Below are 23,897 nucleotides of genomic sequence, written 5' to 3' on the forward strand. Positions count from 1 at the left end.
GGCCAACCCATCACAAGCCCGCCGCCTTGCGCCTGCCCCCTCTGAATATCCGCCCGCACCGTCGCATCCGCCGCCTGTGGCGGCAAAGACTTATCGACCAAAGAAGCGGCGCTGGTCACGAGGCCAGCTTCCGCGGGCCCGCCGCGCTGCGCACCCTCAGCCGGACGGTGCGACGCGGTGCGGTTCTTGAAGCCCGGACATAGTCGAGCCGGGCCTGAAGGCTGTCCTCGATGGCGTTGAGGACGAGCCACGCCTTGAACTCGCGACGCCGGACGGAGACCAGTTCGACGGCATATCCGGCCGCGAGATGGCTCGCCACAGTACGCTGCGCGGCCTGTCGCCAACGCTCGTAGTCAGAGGACGCGCCGCGGCCCCCATCGCGCCAGTCGAAATCGGCGACGGCGTAGCAAGGCAGGATCACGGTCTTCGTTTCGCCGATATCCATGGCCGGCTCCTTTCCCTGTGCGGCCCCCAGCAAGGTTCCACTATCGCGGGAGCGACCCATCGCCGCATTAACCTAGGCTAATGGAGAGGAGGCGCTTTGCGCCGGCTTCAGCTCTCGGGGGTCAGGTGCAGATAGGCGTCGTCGAAATCGCCGATGTCCACCAGTGCCGCCCAGTCGCCAATCGTCAGCCTGCGGCTGGCAAGGCTGATCAGCCCGTCGCGCCGGAGTGATTTCACGACCCGATTGACATGCACCACCGAGAGCCCGAGCGCATCGCCGATCTGGGTCTGCGTCAGATGGAAGGGCATCGACCTGTCCTCGACGAGCCCGACATTGCGATAGCGCAGGAACAGCTCGCAGATCAGATGGGCGACCCGCGCGCGGGCGGAGCGGCGCCCGATGCTGCACATCCACTCCCGGAAGATCGAGCCGTCGATCAGCGTGTCGCGCCAGAACAGCAGGCCGAGCCGGGGGTGGCCCGCGATGAGCTGGAGAAGGGTCGGATGCGGCACGAGCGCGACCTTCACGCGGGTCAGCGTCAACAGGCCATGGTCCATCTGGTGAAGCAGCAGGCTCTGGAGATCGGGCATGTCGCCTGGAATATGGAAGGAGTTGATCTGGCGGGCCCCGTCGCCGACGATCTTGAAGCGGCAGCACAGGCCGCTGAGCAGGATGCAGGCCTGGTTTGGCCGGTCGCGCTCGCGCACGATCTCCTGCCCGGGCCGGTACTCGCGAAACGTCAGCGGCAGCGCCTCGACGGCCGCGGCCTCGCCCTGCATCACGGGGCCGAGCGCGATCAGCTTGCGCAGCAAAGGGGCCAGCGGCTGCCCGTCATCGCCGATGGCGGCCATCACAATCCACGCCCGGGCGCCGGCCTCTTGCCGCATCGCGGCTCGTCGTGCGGTCGGGCTCCGGCGGATGACGGCATGGCCTCAGACCAGCAGGGCGCCGGCCGCATCATGGCCGTTCGCCCCATCCGCTGGTCGCGCCGGCTTGCGCTTGCGGGTGTGCTGGTAGAGCACGACGCCCATCGCCCTCGCCCGCGGGATCGCCTTGGCCAGCGCCAGTTCGACGCTCTTGGCGGTGAGAACGGCGCCATATTTCTCGAAGGCCGCGACGATCTCCTCGGGATCGACCTCGCCGTAATTGCGGTCATGCAGGACTATGTCGACCGCCTTGATCAGGTCGGCGGTGATCGGCGCGGCGCGGATGCGCACCAGCGTCTCGATGACGGTGCGGGCCTTGACGGCGGTTCGCCGCTTCACGAGCTGCATCAGCGCCGCGATCGCGATCAGCTCGCCGGGGCGGAAGGGCCGGCCAGGCGACGGGTTGCGCAGCACACACGCGCCAGCCCGCTCGCAAATCTGCAGCGCGGTCAGCACATCCTCGTCGCCGGCCGCCGCTGCCGCAAAGAAGAGCTGGCTGTTGGTGATCTGCACCCGGTCCCTGTTGTGGCCGATGAAGGCGCCGGCCCGGTCGCTGCGGTCACCCGCCTCGACGACGAGCACCTCGAGTTCCTCAATGCCGCCATGGGTAACGGCAGCGATCGCGGTGTGCTGCCCGTCGATGACGTGCCACTGATCGTCCACGCGGGTGACCACCGGGACCTTGAAGCGCCGCCAGTCCCACTCCTCGACGAGCTTGCGGATCAGGCGGACCGATTTGGAAGACAGGTCGCGCTGATAGGCCGGGTCGACGCAGAGCTCCGCCGCCTTTAGCACCCTCGTCGAGGGGCGGGGGCCGATCCCGGCGCGCGGCCATTCCGCAGCCGTTTCAAGGGCGCGGATCGGTTTGATTTCAGCCGACATCGCTCGCTGCTCCCGTTCATGTCTGTTCAGCCTGCGGTCGGCGGCAGATTAGTTACCGTTCAAAGCCGGACATTAACGTGTGACATGATCGGCTCATCCTGATCGCAGGCACCCATCCCGCCCACCGCAGGGAACAAAGCCCGCTCTGGTGCGTGCAATGCTCGCGGTGCGCATGCCTTGAACGAGCCCATACGTCCGGCTGCAATTGCGGCCTGCCACGCTTCTCCGCCATCGACCCCGCGGCCGCCCGGCGTCGCGATCGCCATAGCAAACGTGCATACTGCATACGCGCGCCGCGCCATGGCTTCTCGCCCGCCGACACGGAATGATGCGCCAGGCACGCCGCACAGGCGGATGACCGAAGAGGCCGGCGCGGACGCGTGCGTTTTGCGAACACGGCCCGGACAGGGAGGAAGAGGAATGGCTTTGCCGCTCGCGGGCATCCGGGTGCTCGATATTTCGCAGGTCATGGCCGGGCCGTTCTGCTGCATGTTGCTGGCCGACATGGGCGCGGACGTGATCAAGATCGAGCCGCCGGGCACCGGCGATTCGACGCGTCAGTCGATGGGCTTTCGCCTGAAAGGCGCCGACAGCCCCGGCTTCCTGGCGCTGAACCGCAACAAGCGCAGCATCGCGCTCGACCTGAAATCAGAGGCCGACCGGGCTGTTCTCTACGCGCTGGTCAAGACCGCCGACATCCTGATCGAGAATGCGCGCCCCGGCGTCGCCAAGCGCCTCGGCATGGATTACGACACGCTGAAGGCGCTCAATCCGCGCCTGATCTTCGCCAGCATTTCGGGCTTCGGCCAGACGGGCCCCTGGTCGCAACGACCGGGCTTTGATCTGATCGCCCAGGCGGTCTCGGGCGTGCTCAGCGCGAACGGGCTGCCGGGCATGGAGCCGGCAAAGAATTCGATCCCCGTCGCCGATCTCGGGGCCGGGCTGTTCACGACCTATGCCGTGCTGAGCGCGGTGATCGGGCGGCAGGTGTCCGGCCAGGGCCAGTTCGTCGATGCCTCGCTGTTCGAGGCCGCGCTCGCGCTCTCCGTCTGGGAAACGACCGAACTCTGGGGCACGGGCAAGACGCCGGAGCCGATCGGATCGGCCAACCGGATGTCGGCGCCCTATCAGGCGGTGGCGGCTTCCGATGGCTGGTTCGTGATCGGCGCCGCCAATCAGGGCCTCTGGATGAAGCTGCTCAAGGTGCTCGGCCGCGAGGACCTGCAGGCGGATGCGCGCTTCGCGACCAACGCCGCGCGCATCGCCAACCGCCTCGAGCTCATCGCCGCGATGGCGCCGACCTTCGCCTCGCGCACGCGCCAGGCCTGGATCGACGGGCTGCTGGAGGCCGGCGTGCCGGCCGCGCCGATCCTCGACTATGCGCAGGCCGTCGTCAGCGAGCAGGCGGTGGCGCGCGAGATGGTGCAGATGGTGCCGCACCCGGTGGAAGGGGCCTTCAAGGCGCTCGGCTTCCCGGTGAAGCTCAGCGCCACGCCGCAGCAGATGCGCCTGCCGCCGCCGCTGCTCGACCAGCACGGCCCCGAGATCCGGCAGGAGCTGGTCGCGCGCGGCCTGCTCGCGCCGGAGGCCGCGGGCCTCGCGGCCGGTGCGGTGACCGCGCGCCCGCGCATCGGCTTCATCGGCATTGGCATCATGGGCGAGGCGATGGTGCGTCGCCTGCTCGATCTCGGCCACAGCGTGACTGTCTGGAACCTTGAGCCCGAGCGGCTGGCGACGGTCCTGCCGCACGGCGCCGTCGCAGCGGAGTCTCCCGCGGCGGTCGCGGCCGCGAGCGACATCGTCATGCTGTGCGTGCTGCATATGGAGGCCGTCGAGCGCTGCGTCCTGTCGCCGGACGGAATCGCCGCAGCGGCCTCGGCTCCGAAGCTCGTCATCGATTTCTCGACCGCCGATCCCGAGGGCACGCGCCGTGTCGCGGCGAAGTTGAAGGCGCTCACGGGTGCGGGCTGGGTCGATGCGCCGGTCTCGGGCGGGCCACAACTCGCCCGCACGGGCCAGATGACGGTGATGGCCGGCGGCGACCCCGATGATTTCGAGGCGGCCAAGCCGCTTCTCGCGGAGATGGCCGGCAACGTCACCCTGATGGGGCCGGTCGGGGCCGGCCAGACGACCAAGGTCATCAACCAGGCGATCGTCGGCACCGGCTATGTTCTCATGGCGGAAGCGCTGATGCTGGCGGAGGCCGCGGGCATCGACGCCGCCAGGCTGCCGCAATGCCTCGCCGGCGGCCATGCCGACAGCAGCCTGCTGCAGCGGCTCTATCCGCAGATGCAGCAGCGCGCCTTCGAGCCACCTTCCAGCTATGCGCGGCAATTGCTGAAGGATCTGAAGGCCGTCTCCGCCTTCGCGCAGGGGCTGGGGCTCGATCTCGGTGTCATCGAGCAGGGCGTGCAGCGCTACAAGGACTATGTCGCGCTCGGCCACGAGATGTCGGATTCGGCGGCCGTGGTGAAGCTCTACGAGCACGACGCCGCAACGCGTGGAAAGGGCCAGCCATGAGCCCCGGACCGAGCCCCCTGCCCGCCCGCCCGCGCGCGGTGATCGACGCGCATCACCACATCTGGGACCTGGCCAACGACCTGCCCTGGCTGAAGGAGGAGCGCGTCCCCTTCCGCTATGGGGACTATTCGGCAATCTGCCGGACCTACATGCCGGCCGACTATCGCGCCGACACGAAGGACTGGCCGGTTACCGGCTCGGTTTATGTCGAGGCCGAATGGGCGCGCGACAAGGCTGCGCTGGAGAGCCCCTGGGTCGCGGCGGTCGCGGCCCGCGAGGGCGTGCCCTCCGTCATCGTCGCCTGGTGCGATTTCGCGGCGCCGGAGACCGGCGCCCTGCTGGCGTCCCATGCGGCCGTGCCGATCGTGCGCGGCGTCCGGCACAAGCCCGCCGCGGTCGGCAAGCCGGCGGACGCCCGCCGCGGCGCGCCGGGTTCGATGGACGATCCGCGCTGGCGCGAGGGCTATGCCCTGCTGGCGCGCCACGGCCTGTCCTATGATCTGCAGACGCCCTGGTGGCACCTCGATGCGGCGGCCGACCTCGCCAGGGATTTCCCGGCGACGCAGATCATCGTCAACCATACGGGCCTGCCGGCCGATCGCAGCCCGGAGGCGCTCGCCGCCTGGCGTCGCGCGCTGGAGCAGGCAGCCGCGCAGCCCAACGTCGCGCTGAAGATCTCGGGGATTGGCCTGCCGGGCCGGCCCTGGACCGTCGAGGCCAACGGGCCGGTGATCCGCGACGCGATCGCGATCTTCGGCAGCGACCGGGCGATGTTCGCCAGCAATTTTCCGGTCGATGGGCTCGTGGGGGATTTCGACACGATCTTCTCGGGCTTCCTCGCTGCCACCGCTGCGATGACCGAGGCGGAGCGCGACCGCCTGTTCCATGACAATGCGCGGCGGATCTACCGGTTCTGATCGACACAAACGCCGCAGCACTTCATTTCGATAAAACCGGAAATATCGATTGACGGTCGCGAGATGGTCGATCATGCTCGCGGCATGGAAACGATCATCGCAGCGTCGCGCCTGGAGGCGCTGGGCAATCCGACCCGGCTGTCGCTCTACCGCGCCCTCGTCCGCGCCGGCCATGGCGGGCTCTCGGTCGGGGACTGCCAGAGCCGGCTCGGCATCGCCCAGTCGACGCTCTCCTTTCATCTGAAGACGCTGATCGTGGCCGGGCTGGTGAGCCAGGAGCGGCAGGGCCGCACCCTCGTCTGCCGCGCGAATTTCGAGGTGATGAGCGGCCTCGTCGACTTCCTCGTGGCGGAATGCTGCCGCGACGAGTGCTGTGGAACATCCGACGCCAGCGCCGCCTGACTGCGCCGGCGTCCACTGGGCAGGGGGAACGGATATGAGCCAGACCATCGCCATCATCGGAGCGGGACCGGTGGGCCTCGCCGCCGCCGCCCATGCGCTCGAGCGCGGGCTTGATCCGGTCGTGCTGGAGAAGGGGCCTGCGATCGGCCATGCCGTCCGGCAATGGTCGCATGTGCCGATGTTCTCGCCCTGGGCCTTCAATGTCGATGCGGCGGCCGAGCGGCTGCTGAAGGCGGCCGGCTGGACGCGCCCGGACGGCGACGCCTATCCGACCGGCGGCGACCTCGTTTCGCGCTACCTCGCCCCGCTGGCGGCTGTACCCGCATTGCGCGAGCGCATCCGCCTCGGCATAGAGGTCCTGGCCGTCTCGCGCCGCGGCTTCGACAAGGTCCGCACCGCCGGGCGCGAGACCGCGCCCTTCGCGCTGCGCTGCGGCACCGACGGCGAGGAGACGACGCTCTTCGCGGACGCCGTGATCGACACCTCCGGGACCTGGTTCGCTCCCAATCCCGCCGGCTCGGGCGGTCTCCCTGCCATCGGTGAGGCGCAGAACGCCGGACGCATCCGCTACGGCATGCCGGATGTGCTCGGCGCCGATCGCGCACGCTATGCCGGCCGCAGGGTCGCCGTGCTCGGCGGAGGGCACAGCGCTGTGGGTACGCTGACCGCGCTCGCGGCTGTTCCCGACGCCCCCGCTCCGACGGCGGTCACCTGGCTCTATCGCGGGGCCGATGTTGCGAAAGCCTATGGCGGGGGAGCCGCCGACCAGCTGTCGGCGCGCGGCGAACTCGGTCTGCGCCTCGCGCAGCTCGTCGAGAGCGGGCGCCTCGCCGTGGAGACCGGCTACCGACTCGACCGGATCGACAGCGATGCCGCCGGGCTGCGGCTGATTGCCGATGACGGCCGCGCTGTCCTGGTCGACGAGCTGATCGTCGCCACAGGCTTCCGGCCCGATCTCGGCCCGCTCAGGGAATTGCGGGTCGCACTCGACCCGGCGCTGGAATGCCCGCCGGTGCTGGCGCCGTTGATCGACCCCAACGAGCACTCCTGCGGCACGGTGCGCCCGCATGGTGCGGCCGAACTCGCCCATCCCGAACCCGGCTTCTACATCGCCGGGATGAAGGCCTATGGCCGGGCCCCAACCTTCCTGCTCGCGACCGGCCATGAGCAGGTCCGCTCCATCGTTGCGGCGCTCGCGGGCGACCATGAGGCGGCGCGGCGGGTCGAGCTCGTACTGCCGGAGACGGGCGTCTGCAGCGCGACGCCGGGTGGTGGCAAGGCGGTTGCATCGGGCTGCTGCGGCGGGCCGGCCCCGGCCGCCAGCACCGCGTGCTGCGCGCAGGATCACGACGCCAAGATGGCGGGCGAGCCCGGCTGCGGCTGCGGCGGAACCACGAAGATCCCGGAGCTTGCGACCGCCTGATGACGATGCTTTCTGCCCCGCCTGCGGCCTCCACCGCGCGTGGCCATCTCGGTCTGATCGTGGCGCTCGGCGTCACGCAGGTCGCCGGCTATGGTGCGCTCTACTACGCCTTCGCCGTGCTCGCCCCCGAGATGACCAAGAGCTTCGGCTGGGCGCCGGAATGGACCTATGGCGCCTTCGCCGCCGGCCTGCTCGCAGGCGGGCTCGCCGCGCCCTTTTCCGGCCAGCTGATCGACCGCTTCGGCACGCGCGCGATGATGAGCCTGGGCAGCGTGCTGGCCGCCGCCGCGCTCTATGGCCTGTCGCAGGCGCGCGACCCGGTCAGCTTCTACGCGGCCATGATCGCGGTCGAGACGGTGGCGACGCTGGTGCTCTACGACGCGGCCTTCACCGCACTGACGCAGGCGGAAGGGGCGGGTGCGCGGCGCGCGATCAGCAAGCTCACGCTGATCGGCGGCTTCGCCTCGACCCTGTTCTGGCCGCTGAGCACCGCGCTGCTGGCCCACTACGATTGGCGGGCCATCTACCAGATCTATGCACTCGGCTATCTCGTCCTGTGCCTGCCGCTCCATCTGATGCTGCTACCCGCGCGGGGTGGACCGAAAGCTGTCACTGCGCAGGCCGCCCGGCCGAACGATGCACCGGAAGCCTATCTCGCCGGCTCGGCGCGAACCCGCGCCTTCCTGCTGCTGGCGCTGGCGTTCTCCCTGCAGGGCTTCGTCACCTCGGCGATGTCCGTGCATATGCTGACGATGCTGCAAGGCCTGGGGCTGAGCGCGGCGCTCGCCGTCGGCATCGGCGCCATGGTCGGCCCTTCGCAGGTGACCGGCCGGCTGGTCGAGATGCTTTTCGGCACCAATCTGGAGCCGACGACGACCGCCTGGGTTTCCGCGGCGCTGATGCCGATCGGATTTGCGCTGCTGCTGGTCAGCGGCACCACAGCGACGCTCGCCGGGCTCTTTGCCATCGCCTATGGCGTCAGCATGGGGCTGAGTTCGATCGTGCGGGGCACAGTGCCGCTGCGGCTCTTCGGCCCGGCCGGCTACGGCGCGATGCTGGGCAAGCTCTCGGCGCCGGGGCTGGCGATCCGTGCGGCGGCGCCGGTCGCCTTCGCTGTCATGGTCGAGCGGGCCGGGCTGCTGCCGAGCACGCTTCTGCTGATTGCCGTGTCGGGCGCCGCTGCCCTGGCGCTCTTCCTGCTGGCCCGGATGGCGGACCGGATACGGGAAGCAGGCTGACCGGCATCGCGATGCCGGCCAGCTTCATGGCTCTCTGTCAGGCGGCCTTGCGGACGACGTCGAAGGGGATCTCGATGTCGACGGCCAGCGTCGAGACCTGGGCGCCGCGCTCCATCTTGACGCTGACCTTGTCGGCATCGATCTGCATGTGCTTGGAGATCGCCCGCAGGATTTCGTCCCTGAGCTTCGACACCAGATCGGAATCGCCGACGGCGGCGCGCTCATGCGCGAGCAGGACCTTGAGGCGCTCCCGGGCGGCAGGCGCCGACTGGGTGCGCGAGAAGAAACGACGCAGGTTCATGCCGCCTTCCTTCCGAAGATCTTGCCGAAGAAGCCGCGCTTCTCGCCCGGGATCATGATCGGCAGGTTCTCGCCCTGGAGCCGGCGGGCGGCTTCGAAATAGGCGATGGAGGGCGCGCTGCGGTCATCCGCCAGCGTGACCGGCGAGCCGAGATTGGAGGCGCGCAGCACGTCCATGCTCTCGGGGATGATGCCGAGCAGCGGGATGGAGAGGATCTCCAGCACGTCGTCGACCTTGAGCATGTCGCCGCGCTCGGCCCGGACGGGGTCGTAGCGGGTCAGCAGCAGGTGCTTTTCCATATGCTCGCCATTCTCGGCGCGCAACGTCTTGGAATCGAGCAGGCCGATGATCCGGTCGGAATCGCGGACGGAGGAGACCTCCGGATTGGTGACGACGATGGCGACGTCGGCATGGCGCATGGCCAGTGTCGCGCCGCGCTCGATGCCGGCGGGGCTGTCGCAGATCACCCAGTCGAAGACGCTCTTCAGGGCCGTGATGACCTGCTCGACACCCTCGGCGGTGAGGTTGTCCTTGTCGCGGGTCTGAGAGGCCGGCAGCAGGTACAGGGTCTCGACGCGCTTGTCGCGGATCAGCGCCTGGGTCAGCTTCGCCTCGCCCTGGATGACGTTGACGAGGTCATAGACGACCCGGCGCTCGGCCCCCATGACGAGGTCGAGATTGCGCAGCCCGACGTCGAAATCCACCACCACGACCTTTTCGCCACCCTTGGCGAGCGCCGCTCCCAGCGCGGCCGACGAGGTCGTCTTGCCGACGCCTCCCTTGCCCGAGGTGACCACGATGACCTTGCCCATAGACCTCTCCCGATTATCCCGATGTCGCGTGGTCAGGCGATCGACCCGACCTTGAATGTTTCGCCTTCGAGCCAGATCTGCACGGCCTTGCCGCGCAATTCCGGCTCCATGTCCTCGGCGGTCTTGTAGAAGCCGTCGATCGCCAGCAGCTCCGCCTCGAGCCTGCTGCAGAAGATCCGCGCCGACGCGTTGCCCATGGTGCCGGCGAGCGCCCTGCCCCGCAGCGTGCCGTAGACATGGATCGAGCCGCCCGCGACGATCTCGGCGCCCGAGGCGACCGAGCCGACGATGGTGACGTCCCCTTCCGGGAAGAACAGCGACTGGCCGGAGCGCACCGGCTGCGTGACGATGATCGACGGCACCGGCTTGCCCGGCGCCGGATCGGAGTGCACGACGCTTTCCAGCGCCACCGGCTCTGGCAGCGGCTCGGCGGCCGGCGGCTCGACATCGGCGGTCGAGCGCCCGCCCGACATGGCCGGCGGCAGGTCCGAGCCCAGCATCGAGGCACGGGCGCCTTCGATCCCCATGATGCGAACGCCGCGACCGGAGAGCTTGCCGACGAGGTCGCGCAGCTCCGCCCGGTCCAGCTCGAGCCCCTCGATGTCGAGCACGACGGGCCGCCGCAGGAAGAAGCCGGCCGAGAGCGCAGCCAGTTCGTCGAGCCGGATCAGCCAGTCCTCGAGCGGCAGCTCGGGGGTCAGCGTCAAGGCAAGATAGGAGCGCCCCTTGAGGCGGATCGGCCTGGGTTTGGTTAACACGGCGGTCATCTTGGTAAATTTTCGGTGTCTTTGGTGTATTCAGCCAATGGTTAACGGCTGGTAAATGATGCGCCTCCGGAGGCCTTTCCCAGGGGGTGTGGCCGGCGCGCCGCGGGTCGTTCGAAGGATGAGGCGTCGCGCCCCAAAACGTGCGATCGTCGCGCCCGGGCGAGGTGCCTGCGGAGCCAGGACCATGGACATCATCGTGACCCCGAAAGGCCCCAGCCAATGGGTGCTGGTCGATCTGCTCGGCCGCAGCATGGGGATCGTCGAGCTTGCGGCGCCCGACGAATACCGAATCATCCCGGGCGAGCGTGTCGCCGACAGCATGCGCTCGATGAAGCACGGCCCCTTCGCGACGCTCGACGCCGCGCTGTCGCAGATCGAGGTCTTCACGCGCTCGACCTGCCGGCTCGCCCCCGCGGAAGACTAGCGCGGGCGCGGCCCAGCGGCGATCACCGGGTGGCGGGAGCGGCCTGTCCGGTCCTCGCGCGCAGCGTCTGCGCGACGGCGGATCCCTGGTCGATCAGGAGGTTGATGTCGTTGGTGGCGACGATCAGCCGGGCGCCGAGCGCGAGCGCATGCGATTCCAGCAGCGCCGCACCGACGCCGATGACGCCGAAGATCTTGCCCTGCGCGAGCGTCGCCGCGGCGACCGAGGCGAAGGCGGCCAAGACCTCGGGATGGTCGACCGCTCCCAGATGTCCCATATCGGCGGCGAGGTCGTTGGCGCCGATGATGACAGCGTCGATGCCGGGGACGGCCGCGATCGCACCGGCCTCAGCGACGCCGCCGGCGCTCTCGACCATGGCCACGATGAAGGTGTCCGCCTCGATCCGCTGCGTCATCTCCGCGGCCGGCGGCACCTGGAAACCGAGCCGCGCCAGTGGGCTCGGCAGCGAGCGTTTTCCCAGCGGCTGGAAGCGGCATTTCTCGACGATCAGACGCGCCTCCTCGGCCGTCTCGACATGGGGCACCACCACCCCCTCGGCGCCGCAATCGAGCACGCGCGCCAGGTCGGGCGCGTAGGGTCCGCCGACGCGCACCAGGCAGGGCAGCCCGGCCTCGAAGGCGGTGACGCTGATCGAGGCGGTATCGCCGATCGCGATCGGGCCATGCTCCATGTCGACCAGCAGGAAATCGAAGCCACAACTGCGCGTGACCGTGACGATCTCGACCGTGCGGACGACGCAGGCCGCGAGCCCGATCGGCGTGCGGCCTTCGGCCAATATCCGGCGCAAGGTGGTTCGCATGGCAGCTTGTCTCCAATCGTCGCCCAGCGACCGGCTACCACACGCATACTGCGTGCACAATGTGCACAGATTGCGAACAGTCGGACTTGTCTTCTGCATGCATTTGAGGCGCTATCGTGGGGAACGGCGGCTTTCGGCTGGCATGTCGTTTGCTGTGCCGATCACCGGACGCGAGCGGCCAGGTGGGGCGCCGACGCAAGCCTGCAGCAGGGGGAGAAACGGGAATGACGGTGACCACGAAGGCCTCGATGCCCCGCAACCTGCTGGCGGCTTTCGCCGCGGCAGCGCTCAGCCTTGCCGCCCTGCCGGCGCAGGCTCAGACCACCCTGAAATGGGCCTATGTCTACGAGCCGGCCGAGCCGCATCACAAGGGCGCCGTCAAGGCGGCCGAGCTGATCGAGCAGCGCACCGGCGGGCGCTACAAGATCCAGCTCTATCCCTCCGCCACGCTCGGCAAGGAATCCGATCTCAACCAGGGCCTCTCGCTCGGCACGGTCGACATCATCATCAGCGCCGCGAGCTTCCAGGCGCAGGTCTCCAAGCCGCTCGGCGTGACCTATTTCCCCTTCGCCTTCCGCGATTTCGACCATGTCCAGGCCTATGCGAAGAGCGACCTCTACAAGCGCCTCGCCGATGGCTACGAGAAGGCGACCGGCAACCGCATCGTCGCGCTGACCTATGCCGCCGAGCGGCACGTCACGTCCAGCCGGCCGATCCTGACGCCGGCCGACATGAAGGGCCTCAAGATCCGCGTGCCCGACGCCGCCGCCTATATGGCCTTCCCCAAGGCGCTCTCGGCCAATCCGACGCCGATCGCCCTGGCCGAGGTCTACACGGCCCTGCAGAGCGGCGTGGTCGATGCGCAGGAGAACGCCTTCAACACGATCTGGTCGAAGAAATTCCACGAGGTGCAGAAGCACATCATGCTCACCGGCCACGTCATCGACGTGCTCAACACGGTGATCGGCGGCGGCACCTGGAAGAAGCTCTCCGACGCGGACAAGGCGATCTTCGTCCAGGCGATGCAGGAGGGCAGCCTGCACGCCTCCACCCTGATCCGCGACGAGGACGACAAGCTGCGCCAGGAGATCGTCAAGGCCGGCACCAGCACGATCCATACGGTCGACAAGGCCGCCTTCCAGAAGGCCGTGCTGGCGAGTTCGAAGCCGGCGGATTTCGGCTTCGTCCAGGCCGATTTCGACGCGCTGGTGGCGCTGAAATAAGCCATTCGCGGACATAGTCATGACCACGCCTGCCCGCCTCGACGATCAACCCGCCGTCCTCAACGAGAAGGGCGAATTCCAGGTCCAGGACGAAGCGATCGACCTCTCGGTCTATGCGATCGAGGAGTGGCTCGGCTTCGGCGTGTTCTGCGTGCTGGGGGCGACCGTCTTCCACCAGTTCTTCACGCGCTATGCTCTCAACGATTCCGCCGCCTGGACCGAGGAGATCGCGCGCTACCTGCTGGTCTGCACGGTGTTCATCGGCATCGTCGGCTCGGTGCGCAAGAACAGCCATATCCATGTCGATTTCTTCTACCACTGGCTGCCGCGCTGGATCACGCGGCCGCTCTCGACGCTGGTCGATCTCGGGCGGGTCGCCTTCTTCGGCTACGCCGTCTGGCTGACCTGGCAGCTGATCTCCCGCATCGGCGGCCAGCCCATGTCGGTCGCGCCGATCGCGATCGGTTGGGTCTATGGTGTGGTCATGCTGAGCTTCGCGGCGATGACGCTGCGGGCAATCCAGGTCGCGCGGCGCAACTGGGTGAACGGCTACAGCGTGCTGGAACGTCCGGAGACAGCGGGCGCGTCTTCATGAGCGCGATGTCCTTCAAGCTGCTCTTCCTCGCCCTGATGGGCTCAGGGATTCCCGTCGCCATCGCGATGGCGGGCTCGTCGCTGATCTACATTCTCGCGACCGGTATCGCGCCCGACTTCGTCATCATCCACCGCATGTTCGCGGGGCTGGATTCGTTCCCGCTGCTGGCGGTGCCCTTCTTCATTCTGGCCGGCAACCTGATGAACTCGGCCGGCATCACCAACCGGATCTACAATTTCGCGCTCGGCCTCGTCGGCTGGATGCGCGGCGGGCTCGGCCACGTCAACGTCGTCGGCTCGGTGATCTTCTCGGGGATGTCGGGCACGGCCGTGGCGGACGCCGCCGGTCTCGGCACCATCGAGATCAAGGCGATGCGCGAGCATGGCTACGACGTCGAATTCGCCGTCGGCATCACCGCGGCTTCCGCGACGCTCGGGCCGATCATCCCGCCTTCGCTCCCCTTCGTCGTCTACGGGATGATGGCGAATGTCTCGATCGGGAAGCTCTTCCTCGCCGGCATCGTGCCCGGCATGGTCATGGCCCTGCTGATGATGGCGACGGTGAGCCTCTACGCCCACCGCAACAAATGGGGCGGCGACGTGCCGTTCCACTGGCCGCGGATTCTCGGCGTGCTGGGCGAGCTCGCGATCGTGGCCGGCTTTCCGCTGGCGATCTGGCTCGCAGTCGGGGCCGGCGTCTCGCCGCGCATCGCGGTCATTGCCGGCTTCGCCCTGCTGCTCGCGGCCGATCGCGTCTTCCGTTTCGCCGCCGTGCTGCCGCTGATGACGCCCGTGCTGCTGATCGGCGGCATGACGTCGGGCCTGTTCACCGCCACCGAGGGTGCGATCGCGGCCTGCGTCTGGGCGATCTTCCTCGGAACCGTCTGGTACCGCACGCTCAGCGGCCGGATGGTGATCAAGGCCTCCATGGAGACCGTGGAACTGACCGCAACGGTGCTCTTCATTGTCTCGGCGGCCTCGGTCTTCGGCTGGGTTCTGGCGGTTTCGCGCACCACGGAGATGATCGCCGGCTGGGTCTTGGCCTTCACCGCGGACCCGGCGATGTTCCTGCTTCTGGCGAATGCGCTGATGCTGTTCGTCGGCTGCTTCCTCGAGCCCACCGCCGCGATCACCATCCTGACGCCGATCCTTCTGCCGATCGTGCTCAAGCTCGGCATCGATCCGGTGCATTTCGGGCTCGTCATGGTGCTGAACCTGATGATCGGCCTGCTGCATCCGCCGATGGGGCTCGTGCTCTTCGTGCTCGCCCGCGTCGCCAATCTCAGCTTCCAGCGGACGACGATGGCGATCCTGCCCTGGCTGGTTCCGCTGCTGCTGAGCCTGGCGCTGATCACCTATATCCCGGCGATCAGCCTCTGGCTGCCGCGCGTGCTGCAGTAGGCGTCCGGGCGGCCTGGCCCTTGAACAGGCCCCGCGTCGTCGCCACAAGTTGAGGCGAAGGCGCCTCCCGGTGCCGCTCCACGGAGACGACGATGGCTTTGCCGCAGACGATGAAGCAGGTGCGCTTTTCCGGGCCCGGCGGGCCGGAGGTGATCGAGATCGAGACGGCCCCCGTGCCGCAACCCGGTCCGGGCCAGGTCCTGATCGCGGTGGCTGCCGCCGGCATCAACCGGCCGGACTGCCTGCAGCGGGCCGGTGGCTATCCGCCGCCGCCCGGCGCGACCACGGTGCCGGGGCTGGAAGTCTCCGGCCACATCGTCGCCGTCGGAGCGGGCGTCGCCGAGAGCCGCATCGGCGAGGCCGTCTGCGCGCTGCTGATCAGCGGCGGCTATGCCGAATATGCCGTCGCCGACGAGGCGCTCTGCCTGCCGGTGCCGAAGCCGCTCTCGCTGCTGGAGGCAGCTGGCCTGCCGGAGAACTATTTCACCGTCTACGACAACGTCTTCACCCGCGGGCGGCTGCGGGCAGGCGAGACCATCCTGGTTCATGGTGGTTCAAGCGGCATCGGCTCGACCGCAATCCAGCTGGCGAAGCAGGCGGGCGCGACCGTCTATGCGACGGCCGGCTCAGCCGAGAAATGCGATTTTTGCCGGTCGCTGGGGGCCGACGAGGCGATCGATTATCGCGCGCAGGATTTCCTGGCCGAGGCCAAGCGGCTGACCGACGGCAAGGGCGTCAATGTCATCCTCGACATGGTCGGCGGGCCCTATATCCAGCGCAACATTGCAGCGCTGGCGGTCGAAGGGCGGCTGGTGCAGATCGCTTTCCTGCAGGGCCCCAAGGCCGAGCTCGACCTGACCGCGATGATGATCCGCCGGCTGACGCTGACCGGCTCGACGCTGCGGCCACGCTCGGTCGCGCTCAAGGCGGAGATCGCCGCGAAGCTCCGTGAGGAAACCTGGCCGCTGCTGGAGGCCGGCGCCGTGAAGCCGATCATCCATGCGACCTTCCCGCTGGAGCAGGCGCGGCAGGGCCACGAGCTGATGGAATCGAGCGCCCATCTCGGCAAGATCATGCTGACCGTCGGCGGCTGAGCCGTCGGTCGACACTCGGCGCCGCTCAGGCGCCGAGATACCGGCGCAGGAAGGCGACGCTGCGGGTCGCTGCGTCGAGCTGGGCGGTCTGGCTGAAGCCATGGCCCTCGCCCGGATAGATCTGCGTCTCGACCGGCACGCCGCGTCCGCGCAGCAGCGCCTCGATTCGTTCTGCGTTGCGGACGGGAACGATGCGGTCGGCGGAGCCATGGAGGATCAGCGTCGGTGCACGCGGTTTGCCCTCGTCAAGATCCTCCGGCAGGAAGCCAAAATAGCTGACGACGGCGCCGATGCGCCTGTCGCGCGCGGCGAGCGACAAGGCGAGCGCGCCGCCCAGCGAGATCCCGACGATGGCGAGGCGCGAGGGATCGATGGTTGGGTCCTTGCGGACGCTCTCGATCACTGAGGCAAGCCCGCTGCGCCAGACCGGATATTTGCGGCCGATCTCACCAAAGGAGGCGCGCTGCTCGCCGGTGACCTCGAAGTAATGCGGAAACAGGACAGTGTAGCCCTGTCCCGCCAGCGCATTGGCGGCGAACTGGTATTGCGCGCGCCGCGTGATGCCATCGGCGCCGTGGAGCAGCAGGATGGCGGGCGTGCGACCGCGGCCAGCCCCCTCGACACGGTCGATGGTCACGGGCGCCTGAGCCGAGGCCGGAGACGGGGCCCCGGCAACGAGGGCTCCGGTGAGACCGAGCAAGGCGGTTCGGCGATCCATGAGGGCTCCATCGACAAAAAAGACGGTGACCGCCGCGGCGCGAGCCGGCGGCGGTCGGAATGCCAGCGCGCGGCGGGGCCGCGCGCCGTTCGTCACTTGCGGGCTTCGAAACCCTTGCGGATCTGCGCGACGGCGAAGTCCTGCGCTTCGCGGGCCTTGGCGACGACCGCGTCCATGCCGAAGAACTCGTGCGTTACGCCGGTGTAGAGCTGGTGCGTGGTCTCGACGCCCGCTTCCTTCAGCTTGGCGACGATCAGGTCACCGTCCGACTTCAGCGGATCGATCTCGGCGTTGATCACCGTGGTCGGCGGCAGGCCCTTCAGATTGGCCGCGACGAGGTTGAGACGCGGATCCTGCGTATCAGCCTCGCTCTTGACGACATGCTTCACGAACCACGCCATCATCGGCGTGTTTAGCGGCTTGGCGTTGGCCTGCTCCTTCTTGGAGGGCGTATCGAGGCTGGTCGTCGCCACCGGATAGACCGAGACGATCGCCAGCGGCTTCGTCAGGTTCTGATCGCGGGCGGCAATGGCCGTGTTGATGGCGAGGTTGCCGCCGGCGCTCTCGCCGACCAGCGCGATACGGTTGGGATCGTAGCCCCAGCCCTGCGCGTTCTTGAGCACGTATTTATAGGCCTCGATCGCCTCCTCATGCGCGGCTGGGAACTTGTTTTCCGGCGCCATCGGGTAGTCGACCGAGACCACCGCCGCACCGGTCTTGCGGGCCAGTGCCGAGGGGGTGGCGTCGTAGACGTCGAGGCTCGCGATCACCCAGCCGCCACCGCGGAAGAAGACGATGATCGGGAGGTTCGAATCCTTCGTCGCATTCTCCGGCACGTACCAGCGCAGCCGCAGATTGCCCATGTCGGCGAAGCGGCTGTTGGAGACCTTCAGGCCGGCATGCGGATCGGCCTCGATCTTCTTATCCTTGATGATCTTCATCACCGCGTCGGTCGGTGTCGGCTGGTCGCGGGCATCGCCCGGCTCGAGACTCTCGATCGGCTTGCCGCCGAGGCCGGCCAGCACGGAGAGCACCTCGGCCATGTCGGCGTCGGGCTTGGACGGGCTCTGCATGGCCGCAGCCGGCGGCGCGGCGGTCTGGGCCATGGCAGGTGTCAGAGCGCTGGTCGCGAGCATCAGCGAAAGCCAGACGGTTTTCGCCGGCACGAAGGAAGAGATCGGCATCGAGAGATCCTTGTTAGAGGTTTGCACTCCCAACCGGGGCGGCCTGCGGAGGTTCCGTAACGACGACGCCGCGGCCGATCCGGACCGCGGCCGTCTTCACGAAACCGCGGTGGAACAACCGTCGGGCACAGCCTGTTGTGGCGGGACAAAGTGCGGGTGCATCGCAAGGCGATGCCCGCCCGCCATGGCTGCGCCTTCCCGACATTCCGCCGACACAGGAGTTGCCCTTGCCCGCCCATGCCATCGTCGGGACGCAGACCGTTCCCATCGAGATCACGCTGAACGGGGAGCGCCGTTCGCTGGAGGTCTCCCCCGTCACCTCGCTGCTCGATCTGCTGCGGCACGATCTGGAACTGACCGGCACGAAGAAGGGCTGCGATCACGGCCAGTGCGGTGCCTGCACCGTGCTGATCGACGGGCGGCGCATCAACAGCTGCCTGCAGCTCGCCGTGATGCAGGACGGCAAGTCGATCACCACGATCGAGGGGCTGGCCGCGGATGGCCGCCTGCACCCGCTCCAGGAGGCGTTCATCGAGCATGACGCCTTCCAGTGCGGCTATTGCACGCCGGGGCAGATCTGCTCGGCGGTGGCGCTGATCGAGGAGGGGCACGCGACCAGCCGTGAGGAAATCCGCGAGTTCATGAGCGGCAATCTCTGCCGCTGCGGCGCCTACACCAACATCGTCGATGCGATCGAGGACGTGGCAGGCCGGCAGCGCCAGCCGGTGCGGGAGGCCGCGGAATGAACCCGTATTCCTATCACCGCGCCGACAGCCTCGAAGACGCGGTCCGCGCACTCGCAGCCAGCCCCGACGCCCGGATCGTCGCGGGCGGCACCAATCTCGTCGATCTGATGAAATACCGCGTCGAGACGCCGGCCGCGCTGGTCGACATCACCCGGATCGAGGCGCTGAACGGCATCGCGGAAACCGAGGATGGCGGGCTGCGGATCGGGGCGCTCGTGCCCAACACGGTTGTCGCCGAGGACGCCCGCATTGCGGAGCGCTACCCGCTGCTCGCCAGCGCCATCCTCGCCGGGGCGACACCGCAGCTGCGCAATGCCGCGACCACGGGCGGCAACCTGAACCAGCGGACGCGCTGCTACTACTTCTACGACATCAAGACGCCATGCAACAAACGCGAGCCGGGCACCGGCTGCGGCGCGATCGGTGGCGTCAACCGGATCCACGCGATCCTGGGCGCAAGCGAGCACTGCATCGCCACACATCCTTCCGACATGTGCGTCGGCCTGGCGGCTCTCGGGGCGGAGGTCCGCATCCAGGGGCCCAATGGCGCGCGCAGCATTCCCTTTGCCGACTATCACCGCCTGCCGGGAGACGCACCGGAGCGCGACAACACGCTCCAGGCCGGCGAGATCGTTGAAGCCGTGATCCTTCCCGCCGAGGCGGAGGCCTATGCCGCCCATCACAGCTATCTCAAGCTGCGCGACCGGCTCTCCTACGCCTTCGCGCTGGTCTCGGTGGCGGCCGCGCTCGACATCCGCGACGGGCAGATCGCTTCGGCCCGGCTGGCGCTGGGCGGCGTGGCGCACAAGCCATGGCGACGCGAAGAGGCTGAAGCCCTTCTGGTCGGTGGCCGAGCCGACGAGGCAGCCTTCGCCGCGGCAGCGACGAGCCTGCTCGCGGGCGCTGAAGGTCGCGAGCACAACGGCTTCAAGATCGACCTCGCCCGCCGCGCCATCCTCCGCAGCCTGCGACAGGCGGCCGCCGGCACGCCGCAATCGCAGACCGACAAGCGCATCGCGTGAAGGGTTCACGATCATGCTGAAGAACGATCTCCATGTCGGCGCGCCCCGCAGCCGCGTCGACGGCCCCGCAAAGGTGACGGGCCAGGCGACCTATGCCGCCGAGTTCACGACGCCCGACCTCGCCCATGGCTACATTGTCGAAAGCGCGATCCCGCGCGGCCGGATTCGCTCGATCGACACCCGCGCCGCGGAAGCGGTCCCCGGCGTCGTGCGGGTGTTCACCCATGACAACCGGCCCAAGACAGCCTGGTTCAGCTTCAGCTACCAGGATATGGTCGGCCCGCCCGGCTCGCCCTTCCGGCCGCTCTACAGCGACGAGATCCAGTACAGCGGCCAGCCGATCGCGCTGGTGGTGGCGGAGAGCTTCGACGTCGCGCGTCATGCCGCCTCGCTGGTCGCCGTCGACTACGAGCGCGCGCCGCACGAGACCAATCTCGGCCGCGCACGGCATGACAGCTACGAGCCGCCCAAGAAGCGCATGGGGATCGCCCCGCCGCCCAAGCCGAGGGGCGATGCCGCCAGTGCCTTCGGTACGGCCCCGGTTCGCGTCGCAGGCGAGTATGCGATTGCGAGCGAATTCCACAATCCGATGGAGCCGCATGCGACGACCGTGATCCGCGGCGCGGATGGCAAGCTTACCATTCACGACAAGACGCAGGGCGTGCAGAACAGCCAGGCCTATGTCGCCAGCGTCTTCGGCCTGTCGAAGGACGATGTGCGGGTCGTGGCGCCCTTCGTCGGCGGCGGCTTCGGCTCGGGCCTGCGGCCGCAGCACCAGCTCTTCCTCGCCGTCATGGCGTCGCTGGCGCTCGAACGCTCCGTGCGCGTCGAGCTGACGCGCCAGCAGATGTTCGGCCATGTCCACCGGCCGGAGACGATCAACCTCGTCTCGCTGGGAGCGGCCGAGGACGGAAAGCTCCACTCGATCCAGCATCACGCGATCGCGGCGACCTCGCAGTTCGAGGACCACCAGGAGGTGGTGGTGAACTGGTCGGGTCTGCTCTACCCGGCCGAGAATGTCGATCTGCGCTACGAATTGGCCAAGCTCGACATCTATTCACCCGGCGACATGCGCGCGCCGGGCGCACCGCTCGGCGTCTTCGCGCTGGAAAGCGCGATGGACGAGCTGGCGGTCGCGACCGGGATCGACCCCGTGGAGCTCCGCCTGCGCAACTATGCCGAGCGGGACGAGAACGACGACAAGCCCTTCACCTCGAAGGAGCTGCGCGAATGCTACCGCCAGGGCGCCGAACGCTTCGGCTGGAGCCGGCGCGACCCGCGGCCGGGCTCGATGCGCGACAGGGGCGAGCTGATCGGCTGGGGCATGGCCAGCGGCGTCTGGGAAGCGAACATGATGAAGACCTCGGCGCGGGCGACGCTCTCCGCCGATGGGCGCCTCGCCATCGCCTGCGCCACCTCCGATATCGGCACCGGCACCTACACGATCCTCACCCAGATCGCCGCCGACGCGCTGGGGCTGCCGATGGAGGCGGTCGAGGTTTCGCTGGGCGATTCCACCCTGCCCGATTCACCGGTGCAGGGCGGCTCCTGGACGGCAGCCTCCGCCGGCAGCGCCGTCTCGGCGGCCTGCCTGAGCCTGCGCAAAGATCTGCTGCGGCTGGCGGCGAAGATCGAGGGCTCGCCGCTCGCAGGGGCCGGCATCGGCGACGTAGCCTTCACGCCCGAAGGCATCCGGCTGCTCGGCGATCCGGAGCGGGCTGTCCCGCTGACGCAGGCACTGGCCGCTGGCGGCAAGGACCGCATCGAGGCCACGGAATCGGCCGGTCCCGGCCTGATCGGGATGATGCTGCCGAAGAGCTATTCTTCCTACACCCATGCGGCGGTCTTCGCCGAGGTGCGGATCGACGAGGAACTCGGCGTGCTGCGGGTCACCCGCATCGTCAACGCCGTGGCGGCCGGGCGCATCCTCAACCCCAAGACGGCGCGCAGCCAGATCCTCGGCGGCGTCGTCTGGGGCGTCGGTATGGCGCTGCATGAGGAGGGGATGACCGATCACCGCCTCGGGCGCGTGATGAACCACTCGCTGGCCGAGTACCATGTGCCGGTGAATGCCGACATCCACGACATCGAGGTGATCTTCGTCGAGGAGGAGGACGACAAGACGAGCCCGATCGGCGTGAAGGGGCTCGGCGAAATCGGCATCGTCGGCACGGCTGCGGCGATCGCCAACGCCGTTCATCATGCGACGGGCAAGCGCATCCGCAACCTGCCCATCACGATCGACAAGATCCTCGCGGGCTAACGCGCCTCACAGGGCGCCGGGCCTTGCGCCCGGCGCCATGGCCCGGCCGCGATCATCGTGCTGTTATGCCGGCGACTCGCACCGGCACAGCCTCACGCGCCGGCCGGACCATCGCCTCGAAGAGACCGCGCATGCCGCCAGCCCGATCCGCCGCTCCGGTTCAGAGCGCCCCCCGCTCGAAGCTGTCGATCGCGGCGCTGGCCAGATCCCCGATCGACTGCGACCCGTCCGACATCAGCCGCACAACGATGCCACCGAGCTTCGCCTTCGCGACCTGGTCGTCGTCGCGGAAGCGGCCCTTTCCGGCCAGAACGGCCCAGGCGCGGGCCTGCACCGCCTCGGCGACGAGAAGTTCCTGCGAGTTCAGCACCCCAGGAAAGCGGAAATCGGTGGTCTGCATAGGCGTGGCCTTCATCGTTGAGAGCGCGAGATATGGTGCCGCCTGCGCCGCACAAGCCCGCTCTCCCAAGGTCAGTCTCATGTTTCGTCGCCCGGTCCCGGGCGCCGCCCCATGACGACGCAGAAGCCCCCAACGGGTTCCGTCGCCGCTCTCGGGGCGATCGTCTCCGGCGCCCTGCTGCTGCAGCTCGCCGGGACGATCGTGAACACGGTCGTGCCCCTGCGCATGGCGGTGGCCGGCCAGCCGCCCCTCCTGATCGGCCTCGTCGCCTCCGCCTATTCGGTGGGATTTCTCGTCGGCTGCTCCGCGATGCCCTCGCTCGTGCGCCGCATCGGGCATATCCGCGCCTTCGCCGTCTTCGCCGCGCTGCAGGCGGCCGCGACGCTCAGCTTCGCGCTGCTCCCCGAACCGTGGTGGGGCGCGCCGCGCCTGATCATGGGGCTGGCGGCAGCCGGCCATGGCATCTGCATCGAGAGCTGGATCAGCGGACAGGCCAGCGGTGCCAAGCGTGGGCGCATCTTCGGCGTCTACCAGTTGCTCAACCGGGTGGCGATGATCGGCTCGCAGCTCGGTGTCGGCTATCTCGCGATCCAGTCGCAGGACGTGTTCCTCCTCGCCAGCATGGTATTCTCGGTCGCGCTGATCCCGGTTGCGCTGACGCGTGCGCGCGGGCCCGAGTCGAGCGAGGTCGTCTCGGTCGGGCTGCGGGCGCTCTGGCGGCAGGCGCCGGCCGCGGTGGTCGGCTGCCTCTATGTCGGGCTGGTCAGCGGCCCGCTGACGAGCGTGATCCCGGCCTATGGCATCCTCACCGGGCTCGACCAGCGCGACACGATCCTGCTGACGGCAGGCATCCAACTCGGCGCCCTGATGATGCAATGGCCGATGAGCCTGCTCGCCGACCGCGTGGCCAGCCGGCCGATCATGCTGTGCGCGGTCAGCCTCGTCGCGGTGACGGCCGCGAGCCTGCTGCTGATCCAGAGCACCGAGCCGACTCAGGCGCGGCTCTGGCTCTTCGGCCTGTTCGCGCTGATCGGCGCCTGCAGCGTGCCGCTCTACACGGTGGCGGTGACGCATGCCTATCTGCGGATCGGCCGCGAGCAGGCCGTGGGTCTTTCGGCCCAGCTACTGTTTCTGTGGGGCACGGGCGCGGCGATCGGACCCGTGGTCGCGACGGCGCTGATGCAGGTGCTGGGCGCGCGGGGAATGCTGGTCTATCTGATGAGCCTGTCGGCGCTGGTGGCGATCTACATCGCGCTGCGGATCACGCGTAAACCCTCGCCATTGATCCGCGACGGCGAGCGTGTCTCACCCGGGCCGACCATTCCCGAGATCGAACTGACGAAGCGCTAGCCGCGCCGCCGCAGAGGAGCCGCCC

General features: G+C 68.5%; 24 protein-coding genes and 1 pseudogene. 15 read left to right on the plus strand and 10 right to left on the minus strand.

What is annotated here, in order from left to right:
* Window positions 1-115 precede the first annotated feature (115 nt).
* From ABIE41_RS01290 to ABIE41_RS01300, 3 genes are all read right to left on the minus strand, one after another.
* Window positions 116-445 (minus strand): hypothetical protein, encoded by a 330-nt coding sequence (locus ABIE41_RS01290; RefSeq protein ID WP_192643042.1) that lies wholly within the window; start codon window positions 443-445, stop codon window positions 116-118.
* A gap of 107 nt (window positions 446-552) precedes the next feature.
* The gene (locus tag ABIE41_RS01295) at window positions 553-1,296 is read right to left on the minus strand and encodes a Crp/Fnr family transcriptional regulator (protein WP_192643043.1); all 744 of its coding nucleotides are present in this window, start codon (window positions 1,294-1,296) and stop codon (window positions 553-555) included.
* Between the two features lie 81 nt (window positions 1,297-1,377).
* A complete protein-coding gene (locus ABIE41_RS01300; protein ID WP_192643044.1) occupies window positions 1,378-2,253 on the minus strand; it encodes a DUF6551 family protein in 876 nt (291 codons plus the stop codon).
* Between the two features lie 420 nt (window positions 2,254-2,673).
* Here ABIE41_RS01300 and ABIE41_RS01305 point away from each other — a divergent pair.
* From ABIE41_RS01305 to ABIE41_RS01330, 6 genes and pseudogenes are all read left to right on the plus strand, one after another.
* Window positions 2,674-3,837: pseudogene (locus tag ABIE41_RS01305) on the plus strand (CaiB/BaiF CoA transferase family protein); the annotation flags it as partial.
* Between the two features lie 27 nt (window positions 3,838-3,864).
* Window positions 3,865-4,773 (plus strand): NAD(P)-dependent oxidoreductase, encoded by a 909-nt coding sequence (locus tag ABIE41_RS01310; protein ID WP_354193346.1) that lies wholly within the window; start codon window positions 3,865-3,867, stop codon window positions 4,771-4,773.
* The gene (locus ABIE41_RS01315) at window positions 4,770-5,690 is read left to right on the plus strand and encodes an amidohydrolase family protein (protein WP_192643045.1); all 921 of its coding nucleotides are present in this window, start codon (window positions 4,770-4,772) and stop codon (window positions 5,688-5,690) included. Before ABIE41_RS01310 ends, ABIE41_RS01315 begins: the two co-directional genes overlap by 4 nt.
* Before the next feature lie 63 nt (window positions 5,691-5,753).
* Entirely contained in the window at window positions 5,754-6,092 is a 339-nt protein-coding gene (locus ABIE41_RS01320; RefSeq protein ID WP_465247072.1) for an ArsR/SmtB family transcription factor, read from the plus strand.
* A 34-nt stretch (window positions 6,093-6,126) separates the two neighbouring features.
* Window positions 6,127-7,515, plus strand: a complete 1,389-nt coding sequence (locus tag ABIE41_RS01325) for an NAD(P)-binding domain-containing protein (protein ID WP_192643046.1) — start codon at window positions 6,127-6,129, stop codon at window positions 7,513-7,515.
* Window positions 7,515-8,753, plus strand: coding sequence for an MFS transporter (locus tag ABIE41_RS01330; RefSeq protein ID WP_192643047.1), 1,239 nt, complete (start codon window positions 7,515-7,517; stop codon window positions 8,751-8,753). Before ABIE41_RS01325 ends, ABIE41_RS01330 begins: the two co-directional genes overlap by 1 nt.
* A gap of 37 nt (window positions 8,754-8,790) precedes the next feature.
* On the opposite strand, the gene minE is transcribed toward ABIE41_RS01330, so the two are convergent.
* Genes minE through minC form a run of 3 tightly spaced genes read right to left on the minus strand, consistent with a single transcriptional unit; the run spans window position 8,791 to window position 10,633 of the window.
* Window positions 8,791-9,054 carry a cell division topological specificity factor MinE gene (gene minE, locus ABIE41_RS01335; RefSeq protein ID WP_192643048.1) on the minus strand — a complete coding sequence of 88 codons (264 nt, stop codon included), beginning with the start codon at window positions 9,052-9,054 and terminating at the stop codon, window positions 8,791-8,793.
* On the minus strand, window positions 9,051-9,866 hold the full coding sequence (gene minD / locus ABIE41_RS01340) for a septum site-determining protein MinD (protein WP_192643049.1): 816 nt from the start codon (window positions 9,864-9,866) through the stop codon (window positions 9,051-9,053). The genes minE and minD overlap by 4 nt, the downstream gene beginning before the upstream one ends.
* A 32-nt stretch (window positions 9,867-9,898) precedes the next feature.
* Complete coding sequence (gene minC, locus ABIE41_RS01345; protein ID WP_192643050.1) at window positions 9,899-10,633, minus strand: septum site-determining protein MinC; 735 nt, start codon at window positions 10,631-10,633, stop codon at window positions 9,899-9,901.
* Window positions 10,634-10,817: 184 nt separating this feature from the next.
* On the opposite strand from minC, the gene ABIE41_RS01350 reads away from it, so the two are divergent.
* The gene (locus tag ABIE41_RS01350) at window positions 10,818-11,057 is read left to right on the plus strand and encodes a hypothetical protein (RefSeq protein ID WP_192643051.1); all 240 of its coding nucleotides are present in this window, start codon (window positions 10,818-10,820) and stop codon (window positions 11,055-11,057) included.
* A gap of 22 nt (window positions 11,058-11,079) precedes the next feature.
* On the opposite strand, the gene ABIE41_RS01355 is transcribed toward ABIE41_RS01350, so the two are convergent.
* Window positions 11,080-11,877 (minus strand): HpcH/HpaI aldolase family protein, encoded by a 798-nt coding sequence (locus ABIE41_RS01355; protein ID WP_192643052.1) that lies wholly within the window; start codon window positions 11,875-11,877, stop codon window positions 11,080-11,082.
* A gap of 248 nt (window positions 11,878-12,125) precedes the next feature.
* Here ABIE41_RS01355 and ABIE41_RS01360 point away from each other — a divergent pair, with 248 nt between their 5' ends.
* The 4 genes from ABIE41_RS01360 to ABIE41_RS01375 all read left to right on the plus strand — a co-directional run bounded on the left by ABIE41_RS01360 (window position 12,126) and on the right by ABIE41_RS01375 (window position 16,189).
* Window positions 12,126-13,100, plus strand: coding sequence for a sialic acid TRAP transporter substrate-binding protein SiaP (locus ABIE41_RS01360; RefSeq protein WP_192643708.1), 975 nt, complete (start codon window positions 12,126-12,128; stop codon window positions 13,098-13,100).
* Window positions 13,101-13,119: 19 nt separating this feature from the next.
* Complete coding sequence (locus ABIE41_RS01365; RefSeq protein WP_192643053.1) at window positions 13,120-13,695, plus strand: TRAP transporter small permease; 576 nt, start codon at window positions 13,120-13,122, stop codon at window positions 13,693-13,695.
* A 5-nt stretch (window positions 13,696-13,700) separates the two neighbouring features.
* Complete coding sequence (locus ABIE41_RS01370) at window positions 13,701-15,095, plus strand: TRAP transporter large permease (RefSeq protein ID WP_210320974.1); 1,395 nt, start codon at window positions 13,701-13,703, stop codon at window positions 15,093-15,095.
* A gap of 92 nt (window positions 15,096-15,187) precedes the next feature.
* Window positions 15,188-16,189, plus strand: coding sequence for an NAD(P)H-quinone oxidoreductase (locus tag ABIE41_RS01375; RefSeq protein ID WP_192643054.1), 1,002 nt, complete (start codon window positions 15,188-15,190; stop codon window positions 16,187-16,189).
* Window positions 16,190-16,214: 25 nt separating this feature from the next.
* Here the strand turns inward: ABIE41_RS01375 and ABIE41_RS01380 are convergent, their stop codons facing one another.
* Window positions 16,215-16,907: an alpha/beta hydrolase family protein gene (locus tag ABIE41_RS01380; protein ID WP_192643055.1), complete on the minus strand. Its 693-nt coding sequence runs from the start codon at window positions 16,905-16,907 to the stop codon at window positions 16,215-16,217.
* A 92-nt stretch (window positions 16,908-16,999) separates the two neighbouring features.
* On the minus strand, window positions 17,000-18,091 hold the full coding sequence (locus tag ABIE41_RS01385) for an alpha/beta hydrolase (RefSeq protein WP_210320951.1): 1,092 nt from the start codon (window positions 18,089-18,091) through the stop codon (window positions 17,000-17,002).
* Between the two features lie 227 nt (window positions 18,092-18,318).
* Here ABIE41_RS01385 and ABIE41_RS01390 point away from each other — a divergent pair, with 227 nt between their 5' ends.
* Genes ABIE41_RS01390 through ABIE41_RS01400 form a run of 3 tightly spaced genes read left to right on the plus strand, consistent with a single transcriptional unit; the run spans window position 18,319 to window position 22,122 of the window.
* Complete coding sequence (locus ABIE41_RS01390; protein ID WP_192643056.1) at window positions 18,319-18,837, plus strand: (2Fe-2S)-binding protein; 519 nt, start codon at window positions 18,319-18,321, stop codon at window positions 18,835-18,837.
* Entirely contained in the window at window positions 18,834-19,859 is a 1,026-nt protein-coding gene (locus ABIE41_RS01395; protein WP_192643057.1) for an FAD binding domain-containing protein, read from the plus strand. The genes ABIE41_RS01390 and ABIE41_RS01395 overlap by 4 nt, the downstream gene beginning before the upstream one ends.
* A 13-nt stretch (window positions 19,860-19,872) precedes the next feature.
* A complete protein-coding gene (locus tag ABIE41_RS01400; protein ID WP_192643058.1) occupies window positions 19,873-22,122 on the plus strand; it encodes a xanthine dehydrogenase family protein molybdopterin-binding subunit in 2,250 nt (749 codons plus the stop codon).
* A gap of 160 nt (window positions 22,123-22,282) precedes the next feature.
* On the opposite strand, the gene ABIE41_RS01405 is transcribed toward ABIE41_RS01400, so the two are convergent.
* Complete coding sequence (locus ABIE41_RS01405) at window positions 22,283-22,522, minus strand: hypothetical protein (protein ID WP_192643059.1); 240 nt, start codon at window positions 22,520-22,522, stop codon at window positions 22,283-22,285.
* Between the two features lie 111 nt (window positions 22,523-22,633).
* On the opposite strand from ABIE41_RS01405, the gene ABIE41_RS01410 reads away from it, so the two are divergent.
* Window positions 22,634-23,872: an MFS transporter gene (locus ABIE41_RS01410; protein WP_192643060.1), complete on the plus strand. Its 1,239-nt coding sequence runs from the start codon at window positions 22,634-22,636 to the stop codon at window positions 23,870-23,872.
* Window positions 23,873-23,897: the final 25 nt, after the last annotated feature.

It is taken from the genome of Bosea sp. OAE506, assembly GCF_040546595.1.
GTDB lineage: Bacteria > Pseudomonadota > Alphaproteobacteria > Rhizobiales > Beijerinckiaceae > Allobosea.